Source organism: Paenibacillus sp. CCS19 (genome assembly GCF_033239625.1).
Classification (GTDB): domain Bacteria; phylum Bacillota; class Bacilli; order Paenibacillales; family Paenibacillaceae; genus Paenibacillus_T.
In genome coordinates, this window is record NZ_BTCK01000044.1 from 1 (window position 1) to 15,569 (window position 15,569).

Here is a 15,569-nt window from a genome sequence, read left to right on the forward strand (position 1 = left end):
GCGGGGCTCTTCCACTCGTAATTCATCACGTAGCCAATAAATCATACGTTGGCGCAAATTTAAGTGGGGATATCCCACTCTTAATTGATTCCTCTCGAGGTTTTCGCACAATTAAGCGGGGCTCTTCCACTCTTAATTCATCACACAGCCAATAAATCATACGTCGACGCAGATTAGTGGGGATACCCCACTCTTAATTGCTCCGATCGAGGTTTTCTCACAAATTAAGCGGGGCTCTTCCACTCGTAATTCATCACGTAGCCAATAAATCATACGTTGGCGCAGATTAAGTGGGGATACCCTACTCTTAATTGACTTCGATCGAGAGTTTCGCACTATTAAGCGGGGCTCTTCCACTCGTAATTCATCACGTAGCCAATAAATCATAGGTTGGCGCAGATTAAGTGGAGATACCTCACTCTGAATTGGCTCCGATCGAGGTTTTCGCACTATTAAGCGGGGCTCTTCCACTCGTAATTCATCACGTAGCCAATAAATCATACGTTGGCGCAAATTTAAATGGGGATATCCCACTCTTAATTGATTCCCCTCGAGGGTTTCGCACAATTAAGCGGGGATCTTCCACTCTTCATTCAGCATGCAGCCAATAAATCATACGTCGGCGCAAATTTAAGTGGGACATCCCACTCTTAATTGATTCCCCTCGAGGGTTTCGCACAATTAAGCGGGGCTCTTCCACTCTTCATTCAGCATGCAGCCGATGAATCATAGGTTGGCGCAGATTAAGTGGGGATACCCTACTCTTAATTGACTTCGATCGAGAGTTTCGCACAATTAAGCGGGGCTCTTCCACTCTTAATTCATCACACAGTAAATGAACCATACGTTGGCGCAGATTAAGTGGGGATACACCACTCTTAATTGACTCCGATCAAGGTTTTCGCACAATTAAGTAGGGCTCTTCCACTCTTAATTCATCACACAGTCAATGAACCATACGTTGGAGCAGATTAAGTGGGGATACCCTACTCTTAATTGACTTCGATCGAGAGTTTCGCACAATTAAGCGGGGCTCTTCCACTCTTAATTCAACATGCAAACCCATACATCATACGTTGGCGCAGATTAAGTGGGGATACCTCACTCTTAATTGGCTCCGATCGAGAGTTTCGCACAATTAAGCGGGGCTCTTCCACTTTTAATTCAACATGCAGCCCATACATCATACGTTGGCGCAGATTAAGTGGGGATATCCCACTCTTAATTGACTCCCATTGAGAGTTTCGCACTATTAAGCGGGGCTCTTCCACACTTCATTCAACACGCTGCCAATAAATCATACGTTGGCGCAGATTAAGTGGGGGCATCCCCTTCTTAATTGATTCCGATTGAGCTATTTGCACAATTAAGCGGGGTTCTTCTACTCTTAATTCATCACGCAGCCAATTGAACCATACGTTGGCGCAGATTAAGTGGGGATACCTCACTCTTAATTGACTCCGATCGAAGTTTTCGCACAATTAAGTAGGGCTCTTCCACTCTTAATTCAGCATGCAGCTCCTTATACATAGACCGAACGTGATCACAATTAAAAACAGTCGAGCAGAATCGATATTCTGCCCGACTGTTTTTTCATTTTCGATATCCGTGAATATAGCTTCTAGCTGTTCTTTTCAACCTGCAGCTGCGACAGTAAAGTGAGGACACGATCCAACAGAATAGCCGTCTCCCCGCGAGAGATCACTTCCTGCGGTCGGAACTTGCCCGAAGGATCGCCTTTCACCAAACCTAGCGATGCCGCTGTTGCAATATCTGCTGCCGCCCAGTCGGAGATGGAGCTGCCATCTTGGAATGCTGCAGCTTCCGACAGCACGAACGAGCTGACATCCAGGCCGAGCTGTTCAGCCGCATAGCGGAGCGCCCTCATGAGGACAACTACTGCTTCTTGACGCGTCATCGAATCGTTCGGACGGAAGCTGCCGTTTGCGCCTTGTACAAGGCCCGCCTCTACTGCTGCTGCAATAGCAGCCGCGTCGCTGCGGCTGGCTGGTACGTCTACGAAACCCGTACCGCTGTCGTTGCTCGTCTGCAGGCCAAGCGCTCGAACGAGCATCAGGACCAGCTGCGAGCGCTTGAGCGGCGCTTTCGGAGCGAACGTATCATCCGTTACGCCTTTAATAATGCCGAGCTCGACCAGACGCGAGATCGCTGCAGCCGCGCTGCTGTTAGCCGGCACATCCTTGAAGTTCGGTTTGTGGCCGCCATTGCTGCCCGTATTGCCTGTGTTGCCTGTACTGCCAGTCTCACCCTCACTACCTTCAGTTCCTGTAGGTCCTTTAGGTTCTGTAGGGCCTTTAGGTTCTGTAGGTCCAGGTCCGCTATTGCCTGGATCACCATTGCCAGTGCTTGTGTTGTTCACCAGCTTCAGCTGACCGAAATTCTCCGTCGTGCTCCACGAAAGGTCGGACGTATCGCTCCAGATCGTTACTGAATCTCGAATGCCATCGTCATTCGCATCGTCATTGATCTGGAAGTCGAACCCGATTAGCTGTCCTGCCGTTGCATTCGGAAGCGCGATTTTCGCCTCGACAACGTAGCCATCATCTGTCAGCTTGGTCGCAGACGTCAGCTGCGAGAGACTTCCCTTGCCGCCGACCGACGGAACGTTTTTGAAGTTCACGCGATATTGACCATCGTCATCTTCATAAGTAGTCGTCTTGTGATTGTTGCGGTCCACGTACAGCTCAACGGAATCCTGCTGCCAAGGATCGCCGCTCTTATCGCTGAGAGCCGGGTCCTTTATCGTCGCGAGGACGTACAAATATTGGTCGTCCCACATGACTTTCGCCGTACCCGTCGCACCGCCTTCGCCGTTTACCTGTCTGCTCGTTTCAACCGTCTTCGCATTAGCCCATATACTAGCGTCTTCTACTGCGTCGATGGTAATTGTTCCTGTCGCTTTGACCGCGTCCTCTGTGCGGATTGCCGTATCGGTCAACTGAACGATACCGAAGTTGGACGTGTTCATGTATGAAATGCCCGTAATATCGTTCCAAATCTTCACGTTCTCGCGGTTTCCATCATCATTGGCATCATCGTTAATTTGGAAGTCGAAACCGATCGAGCCTCCCTCAGCTAAGCCTGCCACAGCAATTCGAGCTTCAACATCATAGCCGTCGTCGGTCAGCTTAACGGCTGACGTCAGCTTGGATGCGTTAGCAGCGCCTCCGAAGGACTGCTCATTGTTGAAGTTAATGCGATATTGGCCATCATCATCTTCATAGCTGGCCGATTTGTGGTTGTTCGCATCCACGAAAATCTCAACCGAGTCCTGCAGCCATTGGCTGCTGCTCTTAGCGCTCAGCACAGGGTCCGTTACATGGGCCATCACATACACATATTGATCGTCCCACTTGACTTTCGCCGTGCCGGTCGCGCCGCCGCTGCCCTCTACCTGCCGATTCGTCTCAATCGTATTCGCCTGCGACCATTCAGCCGCATCCTCTACGCCGTCGATCGTGATCGGCGCCAGCGCTTTGACCGCCTTCACGGTCTGGATGCCGTCGTCGAGCGTCACTCGGCCGTAATTAGCCGTCGTCGTTTGCTGCGTGTTCGCATAGTCGCTCCACGAGGTCACGGCATCCGCTTGGTCTGCATCCTTCAGACGAACATCGAAGCCTTTGCCGACGTTCATCGCGCCGCCCGTAATCGGAATAGCCGCTTCAATCACATAGCCGCCCGTCTGTTCAGTCACGGTATACGTAACACCGTCCACTGCTGCGCCGGAGCGCTTCAGTACGTAGGCTTTGTCGTCCGCCTCGATGCTTGCCGCATGCGAGTTGTTGTCGTCGAGGAACAACTCTACCGTATCGTTATCGTTGATAACGGCATCATTCACTTGCACCGATGCGTACAAATGCGTCTCGTCCCACATCAGCCTCAGCGAACCATCGATCTTGCTGCCTTCAACCGAATGCGCCGTCTGATTCAGCCAGAGCAGCTCCTGCGTGTTATCAATAATAGGGGTGCCTTTGGCAATCCTGATGGCTTGCGGATCTCTCGGAAGGACTGGTAAGCGCGAAGGATCAACCAGTGCCCAGTAGGTATGTTTCGCCTGCATCCGTTCATCGAACGGCAGCGGCCAGTTATTGCGCGTAACCGGGAAGGTGCGCAGCCATGTGTTCAAATCGTCTTTGCCCCAGAAGATGACGGCTGTTAAGTCATCAGCATGCTTTTTGAACACATCGAACAATTCCTTATAACGATAAGCCTGCTTAATCGCCAACTGCTCAGGGAACGTCTCGTATGCATCGTTATCGCTCGTGTAGACGCTCATGTCAAGCTCCGTCACTTGCTGCTCGACGCCAAGATCCGTGAACTTCTCGATCGTTTCATCCATCGCTTGGATAGTCGGATTTGCAATGCCGATATGCGTCTGATGGCCAACGCCGTCGATTGGAACGCCTTTGTCCTTCAGCCGCTTGACTAGGTCGTACAGATTCTGACGTTTGACCGGATTATCCGTACCGTAGTCGTTAATGTACAGCTTCGCACTCGGATCTGCCGCATGCGCGTATTCGAACGCCTTCTCGATGAACTCTTCGCCTGCGATCTGATACCATTTGCTGTTCCGCAGGCCGCCTGGCTTGTTATCGCCCGGTTCAATGACTTCGTTTACAACATCCCAAGCGTAGATTTTGCCTTTGTAATGACCCATAACAGCGTCAATATGCGTCTTCATTCGGGCAAACAGCACTTCTTTGCTAACGAGATTACCATTGGCATCCTCGAACACCCAATTCGGTGTCTGCGAATGCCACACGAGCGTATGACCGCGCAGTGCGATCCCGTTATCGAATGCGAAATTGGCTATTTTATCGGCACGCGCAAAGGTGAAATTGCCTTCTGTCGGCTCTGTCGCATCCCACTTCATCTCATTGCCGGCCGTGATGCTGTTGAAGTGCTTCTTGATCAATTGAGCGCCCGGACCGTTCACGTCACTGATCTCTTCGGCAACAATGGCAGTGCCGAGCATGAAATCGTTCGTGAAGGAATCCTTCAGATTCGGAATATCCTGTTGAATGGTGATCGGCACGGCGTCCGGCACTTTCTCAATGGAGAAGTCGTCCACGTAGAAACTTAACGTCGGATGATCGAACGACTCCAGGTAAACGCCCAGATACTCGATCGGGTTAGCTACTTTATACTGACCCTTAATTTGTACCCAGCCATTCGCATTCGCCTGCGTCGATTTGACCATCTCGTAGTGGTCCGTGCCGTCTGTTCTGCGTTGAACGACGATCGACACCGGCGAATTCGCCGTTCCTTCCGGCAGGCGAACCCACGCTGACAACTCATAGGTCTTGCCTTGCTGGATAATCGGCGTTACATCAACCTGCGCTCCATGCCAGCCCTCCTTGCGATTCGAGACGAGCATGCTGTATTGACCGCCATGCGTCACCGAAGTTTCGGACGTTAGCACCTCAACGCCGCCGCGCGCTCCCCAGCCTTGCAGCGTACCATCTTCAAAGTCAGACGACAACGAAGTTGGTCCTGTCCACTCTTCTTCGTCCGGATCCGGATTCGTATTCGGCCCGCCCGTACCTTCTGCACTCGTCTGCGTAATCGTAATATGATCGACATAGAACGAATCAAGCGTCGCCAGTTCAAAATAGAGCTGCAGAGCCGTCACGTCGCCAGTGTAGGTGTAGCTCCCCGACAGCTTGGTCCAATTGCCGGCTGTAACCGGTGTGGCATAGGCGACTGAATCAAAATTCGTCGTAGTCTCTCCCGCAGCTTTGCGCCCTACCGTCATATTCGCCGTAGTGTCCGCGACGCCAGTCGGCAGCTTGATATAAGCTTCGATCTGGTAGACCGCACCTGCCTTCAGCTTGTTCAATACGTTATAGCCCGGCCCGTTCCAGGTCGCCTTGCGCGCCGAGGACAGCAGTGCATGCGTACCGCTCTGCCCGGTATCTGCCGCGACTGTCAGCGTATCCCCTCTAGCCTCCCAGCCTTGCGTCGTACCGTCCTCAAAATCGAATGAGAGCGATAACGCCTCCGCATTAACTTGTTTAGGCGCCGCATTAAACATCGTTAACACGAGTGCAGCGGCCATGAACAAGGAAGTGAAGCGCTTCCAATTGTGTTTCCTCATTAACACACCTTTCCTTTCGAATTGTATATTCCATATCATCACCCCTTGCGGAGTGTGTCATGGCATCGAAGATGGAGGCGTTTCTAGCTCATGCTGGCTGTTATGGAATGGACGCCCGCCTATGAAACCGTCATCTAATGAAAGTTTACCGATTGTAAATCCAGGCGAAAATCTGTCAACGATTAGTAAACTACCTTTGAAAATATTGTTTTTTCCATACAAAAAGACGCCCCAAAGGGACGCCTTAAAGTATTCCTATAGATTACAGCTGCTGCTCCTGCTGGTACAGCACAGTGGACAGATAACGTTCGCCGTTACTCGGAATAATCGCGACGATTCGCTTGCCCGCGCCAAGTCGAGCCGCCAATTGGAGGGAAGCATGAATCGCTGCACCGGACGAGATGCCGCCCAGAATGCCTTCTTCCTTCGCAGCCTTGCGCGCCGCCTCGAAAGCATCCTCATTGCTCACCTGAATAATTTCATCATAGATGTTCGTGTTCAAAATCGAAGGCACGAAGCCCGCTCCAATCCCTTGAATTTTGTGCAGGCCAGGCGCGCCCCCAGACAATACAGGCGATGACTGCGGCTCGACCGCCGCGATATGAATATGCGGATATTGACTGCGAAGCACCTCGCCCGCTCCGGTAATCGTACCGCCTGTCCCGACTCCCGCTACGAAGCCGTCCAGCGATCCGCCGAGCGACTCGATCGCACGTACAATTTCGGGGCCTGTCGTTTCCCGGTGGATCTTCGCATTCGCCGCATTATCGAACTGTTGAGCCGGAAAATAGTCCGGGTGCCGCTCCGACAGTTCGCGAGCCACCCGAATCGCGCCTTTCATTCCTTCCGTACCCGGCGTCAGAACAAGCTCCGCGCCATAGGCTCGAAGCAGATTGCGCCGTTCGAGACTCATCGTCTCCGGCATGACGAGAATCGCCTTATAACCTCTCGCCGCCGCAACGAGCGCAATGCCGATTCCGGTATTGCCGCTCGTCGCTTCCACGATCGTATCGCCTTTCTTCAAGCGCCCGTCGCGTTCGGCCTCCTCGATGATGCTGATCGCAATCCGATCCTTCACGCTGCTGCCGGGATTGAAAAATTCCAGCTTCAAGTAAATGTCGGCGCTGCCTTCGGGTACATTGTTCAGACGCACCAGCGGCGTCCTTCCGATTAATTCCGTAATGTTGTTCACGACAAGTGTCATGGCACAGCCTCCTCTATCATCCTTTGCAGCTCCCCCACAGCGCCAAGCATGCGCCTTGGCGGAAGCCCCCTCTATCCTTCCATCTATTGACCAAAATGCCTGTTGCGGCATGTGCCGTTGCTGTTAACCTGAACCGACGCCCTTCACCAGGAGCCGTACTGCCTCACGGTCTTACCCGGCAATCTGCCCCTGCGAGTGCTCGTACAGCTCCCGATACTGACCGCCAAGCTCGAGAAGTTCATTGTGATTGCCTTGTTCAACGATCTGTCCTCGGCTCATGACAATGATTCGGTCCGCCTGCATAATCGTGGACAACCGATGCGCGATAACGATCGTCGTCCGCTGTTGGGACACGACATGAAGCGCATTCTGAATCAGCAGCTCCGTGTGAGAATCCAGATTCGCGCTTGCTTCATCCAGAATGAGCACCTTCGGCTTGAACACGATAATGCGAGCGAAGGAAATAAGCTGCCGCTCGCCAGCGGACAATCCGCTGCCGCGTTCGGATAACTTCGTATCGTAGCCCTCCGGCAGCTTCTGAACGATGGCATCCGCGCCAACGAATTCGCAAGCGGCGATGACCTCCTCGCGCGTAATCGACTCGTCGAACATGCGGACGTTATCGATGATGCTGCCCGAGTAAAGGTACGGCTCCTGTTGAACGAGACCTACGAGCCGATGAAGCGTAGCTTGCGGAATGTCGCGCACATCCGTTCCATCGATGCGGATGCTTCCTTCCTTCACATCATAGAAGCGGCACAGCAGGCTGATCAGCGAGCTTTTGCCCGCGCCGGTCGTACCGACAACACCTATGAGCTCGCCTGCATGAATATGAAGATCGAGTTCGCGGATGATCGGAATGCCCTCTTCATAAGAAAACGAGATATGCTCGAATGCAATGTCGCCTTTCACATCGCCAAGTCCAAGCCCATGCGTCTCCGCCGCTTCCTCTTGATCCGCCGCTGTCGTCAGCGTCATCTGTCTGAGTCCGTCGCCCTTCTTGACCTTTTCACCTGGCGCCGAGTCCGCTTCCTCTTCGCTTCGATCCGTAATATCCGGTTTGCTGGCGAATATCGTCCAGATCCGTGTAATCGCCACCGTTGCCGACTGAAGCGTATTCCACTGCTGCGTAATTGTGTTGATCGGCTGGAAAAACTGGCGGATATACGTAATGAACGCATACAGCACCCCGAACTCCAGATCGTGGCCGAGCACCGCTCTGCCCCCGATCCAAGTGACGCATGCAATCGATAGATTGCTCAGAATATCGAAGGTACGACCGAACACGACGTTGGTCCGTATTTCGCGCAGATTCGCTTGGAAGTACAATCGGTTGCGCTCATCGAACTGCTTCTCCTGCTCCTTCTGCTGATGGAACACTTGAATGAGATGCATGCCGGACAAGTTCTCCGCCACGAACGCAACCATGCGGGAGAGCCGTGTGCGGGCAAGCTGATAGGTCGCACGCATGAACGATCGAAAAGCAATCGCAATGAACGAGATAATCGGCAGCAAAATCAAACAATAAAGCGCCAGTGTCGTATCGAGCTGGAACATCATGACGATGATGAACAGCAGCGTCAGTCCGTCGCGGAATAAGCTGAGCAGCACCTGGTTGAAGAACTGGTTCAGCGCTTCCGTGTCGCTCGACACATGCGTAATGAGACTGCCGCTCGACATGCGGTCGAAGTAACCCATCGACTGCTTCATGATATGGCCGAACAGCTGCTTGCGAATGCGCGAGACGATGCTCTGGCCGATTCCTTGCAGCACATTGTTCTGAATATACGAGAACCCGAAGCTGGATAGGGAAAGTCCCAAGTAAACACCGCAGATCGCAAGAAGCTCGCTGTAGTCGTTTTTGCCAGCCATCAAATTATCATCGATCGCGATCTTCATCAAATACGGCTGCAGCAGCTCTGATAGAATAGCGATAATCGTGCAGCACAGTACCGTAATAAATCCCCATCGATGCGGCTTGATATAGCCGGACAGCGCTCGGAACGCCGAGACGTACTGCGGCTTCTGCTCAGGCTGATTCAGATCCGCCTTCTGATCCATCTGCCAGTTATGAATGGCTTGTGCCGGTCGCATGCAGACTTCCCTCCTCCTGAATCGCATGAAGGGCAGCGTACAGCCCCTGCTCTTGCTGCAGCAGCTGGTCATGAGTGCCTCGCTGCACGATGACGCCGTCATCCAGCACGATAATTTCGTCTGCGTGTTTGATGGCGCTGATCCGATGAGCGATAATAATCGTCGTCTTCTGGTGGCGCTCCTTCTGGATCGATGCGATAATGTCCTTCTCCGTCACGGCGTCCACGGCGCTGACGCTGTCATCGAGAATGATGATCGGCGCGTTCTTGATTAATCCCCTGGCGAGGCTAGTGCGCTGGCGTTGTCCGCCGGACAGCGTCAACCCCCGTTCGCCCAGCCTGGTCTCGAACCGATCGGGCAGCTCCGCAACATTGCCGTAGATTTGCGCCTGCTGCGCTGCAGTCTCGACGTCGGACAACGCCGCGTCGCGCTTGTAGAACGCAATATTTTCCCGAATCGTCGTACTGAACAGAAATCCGTCCTGCGGCACATAAGCAACCTGCGTGCGCAAGCTTTCGAGCGTCAGATCCCTGACATCCGTATCGCCGTATCGAATCGTGCCTGGCGCCGGATCATAGGTGCGGAGCAGCAGCTTCATCAAGGTCGTCTTGCCGCTGCCGGTACGGCCGATAATGCCAAGCGTCATGCCCGGCTTGATATGGAGGTTAATATTTTTAAGTACAGGGCTGCTTCCCGGATGATAGGCAAACGTTAGATTATCGATACGAATGCCTGCGTTCGATAGATCGACCGCTTTGGCCCCATCCTTCTCGGCGATTTCCTGTCGCTGCGACAGCAGCTTATTGAGCCGCACCAACGAAGCGCGCGAACGCTGAATCGAGTTAATGACATTGCCGATCTGCTGAAGCGGGTTCATCATCATGCGCACGTACAATGTCAGTGCAACGAAATTACCGAGCGAAATATGACCCTTGATCGTCAGAAAACCGCCGAGAGCCAACGCGATAATGAGCGCAACCGTTCCGAGGAACGGGATCAGCGATTGGAAGAAGGACGAGACGCGTACGAGACGCAGCTGATTATGGCGAATCTGATCGACTGTTGTGCCGAATCGCTCGTTCATGATCGGTTCGACCGCGAACTTCTTCGTCACCCGGATGCCGCCGAACTGCTCCTCGGCTGTCTCCGTCATTCTGCCAAGCGCCTCTTGCACCTCCATCGACCGCTTCCGAATGATCGGTCCCAGATAGACGACGATGAACGGAATAAGCAGCAGCGGCAGTACCGAGGCTGCAATCAGATAGACCGGAATGCCGCTGACGATCATCATCGTAATAGCGGAGATCATGAGCATGACGGCATTCGTTGTCGCATTGAAGCCCATGGAGATCGATTCGCGCACAGCCGTTACATCGTTCATGAAGTAGCTGAGCAGCTTCCCGACGCCATTCTTCGAATAGAACCGCTCGCCCATTCCGGTGAAATGCCGGAACAAGCCGCCTCTGACGTTGAATTCGAATTTGCGTCCCACGTACATGATGAAGTACATCGCGATGCCGTTGAACAACACCGCTCCAGCGCCGATCAGAAGCAGCAGCAGACTATAATGAACAATAAGATCGCGAGTCAGCTCGCCCTGCTGCAGCTTATCGGTGAATGTGCCGAGCACTTTCGGATAGAACACATTGATAAGATTAGATAAGAGATGAAAGCACATCGAGAGCAAATAGAAATACCATGTTGCACGGAAAAAATCGAGCAGTATTCGTTTCGGTTTCACAAAGCCTTCACTTCCCTGTGAGGAGTCATTTTCTTCCTGCTGCCGCTGCCGCTACTGCTGCTGCTGCTGTCACTTCCGCTTCCCTCCGTCTTCTTCGGAAATTGCAGCTCATACAGCTGCTTGTAGCGTCCGGATTGCTCGAGCAGCTCGGCATGGCTGCCGCTTTCGACAATCTGTCCGCTCTCCAGCACGTAGATGCAATCGGCCTGTTGAATCGTCGACAGTCGATGCGCAATGACCAAACAAGTTCGGCCCTTGAGCAGCTTCGCCAGCGCATCCTGAATGTGCTGCTCCGATTCGGTATCAAGCGATGCCGTCGCTTCATCGAGAATGATGATGCGCGGATTTTTGAGAATCGCTCTAGCGATGGAGATCCGCTGCTTCTGACCGCCCGACAGCTTCACGCCGCGCTCGCCGATCATCGTGTCATACCCTTGCGGGAACGAAGCGATGAAGTCGCTTGCATTCGCCGCCTCCGCAGCGGCCTGCACCTCCTGGTCTGTCGCTTCCAGATTGCCGTAGCGGATATTGTCTATAATCGAGCCGTTGAACAAAATAATGTCCTGCGACACGATCCCGATCTGCTCACGGAGCGAAGGAGTCGTTACATCCTTCAGACTATACCCGTCAATCGTAATGGAACCGTGCTGCGGATCGTAGAATCTGGCAATGAGATGCGCTATCGTCGACTTGCCGGAACCCGAGGAGCCGACAAGCGCTGTAATTTGTCCTGCTTCCAACGTGAGATCAAACGATGACAGAACGGACGAATCACTATTGTAGGCAAAATCGACCTTGTCGAACACGATGCGCCCATCTACCGGCGGAAGGCGGACGGCATTCGGCTTCTCGATGATCTCTGCCTTCGTATTCAAAATTTCCATAATCCGCTCATAACCCGCAGCCGCTTGCTGGATCGTATTCATAATCCGGCTGAAGTGGCGGATCGGATTTTGCAGCAGACGCAAGTATGCGGTGAATGCGACGATCGTGCCGACCGTCATGGACCCCTTCATCGCGAGCCAAGCGCCGAATACGAGCACGATGGCTAAACCGACGAAGTTGAGAAAATCAATAATGGGCTCGTAAGCGGCCCGCAGGCGGACGACTTGAATGTTCGCCTCCATGTTGCGCTCCGTACGCTTCGCGAATCGCTCCGACTCATACGATTCCGCGGTGAACGATTTGATCAATCGGATGCCGGTCAATGCGTTCTGCAGATGATCGGATACGTCCGCGACCGATTCTTGAACGGTACGGAACGAGGCTCTCATCCGTTTGCCGAACAGCCGCGTCGTCAGCAGCATGCAAGGAAACGTAGCAAGCAGGAGAAGCGTCAGCCGCCAATCGATCCACAGCATATACAGCGCGATTGAAGTAAAGGTAAACAGGTCGGTAACTAGCTGCATCATGCTGGAGGAAATCATTTGCTGAAGAATATTGACGTCATTGGTCACCCGAGACATCAGGTCACCTGTACGGTTGCGGTCGAAGAAGGAGACATCCATGCTCTGAATATGGTTATACAAGTCGTTGCGCAAATGGTAGAGCACCTTCTGCCCGATTGCTGCGATGAGCGATGTGCTGAAGTAGCCGAGAACGCCTAACAGCGCTGCCGAGCCGAGAATGCCGATTGCAATAAGAAACAGCTTGTTGTAAGCATGGTCTGGAATGATGTGGTCGATTGTAATGCGGGTTAATTGAGGAATAGCGAACTGCAATAAGGAAATGACGGTTAAGCATATGATCGACACGACAAGCGCCTTCCACTGGAGCCTGACATGGGCGAAAATGCGGACGAACATCCCGAAGATGCTCGCCGGCTTCACTTTCTCCCCTGTACCGAAACGTCTCATCCCGCCGCCGCCCATTCCGCCGCCAGGGCGGAACTGGTTCTGCATCGGATTCGGTCCGTTCATTGGGACGCCTCCCTTCCCTGCTCCGTACCCTCGGTAATATGCCGCAGGGATATCAGCAGGCTGTGCAGCACCGTCCGCAGCGCCTGTGCCTTATCAGGATCAGCCAGCGCAGCGCGTTCCGCTGCCTTCAGCAGATGCAGCAGTTCCTTGCCCTTCGGCGTCAGCCGTCGATTGCGCCGCACCCCTTCCGGACGTCCTTCTTCCTCTTCTGCAAAAGCTTGCTCCGGACGCTCCTCGCCAGACGCATTGTTATCCTCATTGTCCCGCTCCTCGAGCAAGTACGTGCGTCCTTCTTCCGTTATCTCGAATACTTTCTTGCCATCGATCTTGGACGCAGTGACGAAGCCCTGATCCCGAAGCATCTGAAGCGTCGGATAGATAGAACCTGCGCTCGGCTTATACGTGCCGCCCGACTGTTCCTCCAGCGCCTTCATCATCTGGTACCCATGCATATTCTCCTGCTGCAGCAGCTCCAGCAGTGCATACTTTACTCCGCCTCGACTGAAGTACCGCTTGCCTGATCCGTTCGTTTCCCGTTCGTTGCCCAAGTGCAAAAATAACCGTTCTTCCTGCTGCCATTCTGTCGTCATGCCGCATCACGTCCCCATTAACGATATATCGTATTGATTATGTTTTTATTTTATGCGATATATCGTTATCTTGCAATATCGATATGTGGCAGACTTTTCCTTACCGCTATCATTCCTCACCGAGTGATAGACTGCGATCGACGCATAACAAGCCCCAGTAAACGGTCGGTTTACTGGAGCTTGTCCGTATGCCAACTTGTAACCGTCTTCCTGGATTACGCTCTTGATGGCACCGGATTGTTCTCGATAATGTCAGCAATCCGTTTCAATGTGCCCTCATCGAGCACGATGCCCGAAGCCTTCACATTCTCTTCTACCTGCTCTGGACGGCTTGCGCCGACGAGCGCGCTCGATACGTTCGGCTGTCTAAGAATCCAAGCGAGCGACAGCTGGCCGACCGAAATATCAAGCTCTCGCGCGATCGCCTGCAGCTGCTCCACATTCGCTATCTTCTCTTCTGTAATTTTGTTTTTGAAGTTGTCGTGCTTCGCGGCGCGGGAATCAGCCGGAACCTGTGCGTTAGACGAGTACTTGCCCGTCAGCAATCCTTGTGCCAGCGGCGAGAATACAACCTGTCCGAAGCCTTTGCGCTCGCCGAGCGGAATGATCTCTTTCTCGATATAACGCTCGAACAGGTTGTAGATCGGCTGGTTGACGACGATGCGATCGAGCAAATATTGATCCGCAATCGCGAACGCCTCCGTAATTTGAGCTGCCGTCCACTCGCTGACGCCGATATACAGCACTTTGCCTTGACGAACCAGATCGTCGAACGCCCGCAGCGTCTCTTCGAGCGGCGTCTCCGCGTCGAATCGATGGCTGTACAGCACATCGACATAATCCAGGCCCAAGCGCTGCAGGCTTGCATTAGCCGATTCGATTACATGCTTGCGGGACAAGCCGCGGTCGTTCGGGCCGTCGCCGATTCTGCCGTACACTTTGGTTGCAAGCACATACGATTCACGTGAAAAGTCTCGCAGCGTCTCGCCAACTACGCGCTCCGCTTCACCCTTGGCATACACATTGGCTGTATCGAAGAAGTTAACGCCCAGCTCGTACGCTTTGCGGATCGATAGAACCGCATTCTCGCGCTCCACATAACCGCCGTACGTCAACCAGCTGCCTAAGCTGATTTCACTTACTTTCAGACCGCTTGCACCTAACTTGCGATATTGGATTGACATCGATTATTCCTCCTGAAAGTTATTTACGTGCTTCTACCAACCTAAATTCTCAAGATTTCTACCCACCCAAACCCTCGGGATTCTACCCACCCAAACCCTCCCTGCTAGGGAGGGCCCCCGGTGTTTCCAACCCCGGGACCCCGGGATGACTGGTCTATACACCGATGAGCGTGTGCCCGCTTTAGTCCCCTTGGGACACGCTCTACGTTTGAGTACTCTAGGGACGTTCAAGTAATTGCAGACGAATTCGACGAGACCTAACATGCGAGCAAATACCCGCTTTCGTCCCTGCGGGACACGCTTTCCAGTTCTGCTGAGAGTTACGACTGATCAAAAGAGAGGATTACATAAGAGTTCTATCCCACCAAAACCACTTCTGCATGATGGGCCCCGGGGCTTCACCCCCTGGCCCCCCAGAATGGGATGGTATCGGGAATCATTGTGCTTCTGAGTTACTCCGTGCTTTGAGTCACGAGCCCTGATCGGGCACAACTCTTGTTCGAGATTATCAACCTACCAGTACCTAACGAACCTCAGGCGCGCTAATTGCCGCTTTGTTGCTCGATTGAAACTGTAATGGACCACACAATCGCTATTTAGTCATAATCCAGGCTGCATGTGAGGAAACCCATTAAATAAGCGCATCTGGGTTCGTTAGAGTCCTTGAGAGCTGATTTGCTGCAAATAGCGTTCCATCGGTTCGTTAGAGTCGAAGCAGA

General features: G+C 53.1%; 7 protein-coding genes. All 7 read right to left on the minus strand.

Annotated features, from left to right (window positions below; all coding sequences use genetic code 11):
* Nucleotides 1-1,621: 1,621 nt before the first annotated feature.
* Complete coding sequence (locus tag SBI19_RS23580) at nt 1,622-6,118, minus strand: sugar-binding protein (RefSeq protein WP_317971977.1); 4,497 nt, start codon at nt 6,116-6,118, stop codon at nt 1,622-1,624.
* 262 nt (nt 6,119-6,380) lie between these two features.
* On the minus strand, nt 6,381-7,322 hold the full coding sequence (gene cysK, locus SBI19_RS23585) for a cysteine synthase A (protein ID WP_317971978.1): 942 nt from the start codon (nt 7,320-7,322) through the stop codon (nt 6,381-6,383).
* Between the two features lie 171 nt (nt 7,323-7,493).
* Nucleotides 7,494-9,383, minus strand: a complete 1,890-nt coding sequence (locus tag SBI19_RS23590) for an ABC transporter ATP-binding protein (RefSeq protein WP_317972006.1) — start codon at nt 9,381-9,383, stop codon at nt 7,494-7,496.
* A gap of 7 nt (nt 9,384-9,390) precedes the next feature.
* A complete protein-coding gene (locus SBI19_RS23595) occupies nt 9,391-11,157 on the minus strand; it encodes an ABC transporter ATP-binding protein (protein WP_317971979.1) in 1,767 nt (588 codons plus the stop codon).
* On the minus strand, nt 11,154-13,076 hold the full coding sequence (locus SBI19_RS23600) for an ABC transporter ATP-binding protein (protein WP_317971980.1): 1,923 nt from the start codon (nt 13,074-13,076) through the stop codon (nt 11,154-11,156). The genes SBI19_RS23595 and SBI19_RS23600 overlap by 4 nt, the downstream gene beginning before the upstream one ends.
* Complete coding sequence (locus tag SBI19_RS23605; protein ID WP_317971981.1) at nt 13,073-13,666, minus strand: PadR family transcriptional regulator; 594 nt, start codon at nt 13,664-13,666, stop codon at nt 13,073-13,075. Before SBI19_RS23605 ends, SBI19_RS23600 begins: the two co-directional genes overlap by 4 nt.
* 215 nt (nt 13,667-13,881) lie before the next feature.
* Nucleotides 13,882-14,844, minus strand: coding sequence for an aldo/keto reductase family protein (locus tag SBI19_RS23610; RefSeq protein ID WP_317972007.1), 963 nt, complete (start codon nt 14,842-14,844; stop codon nt 13,882-13,884).
* Between the last annotated feature and the right edge of the window lie 725 nt (nt 14,845-15,569).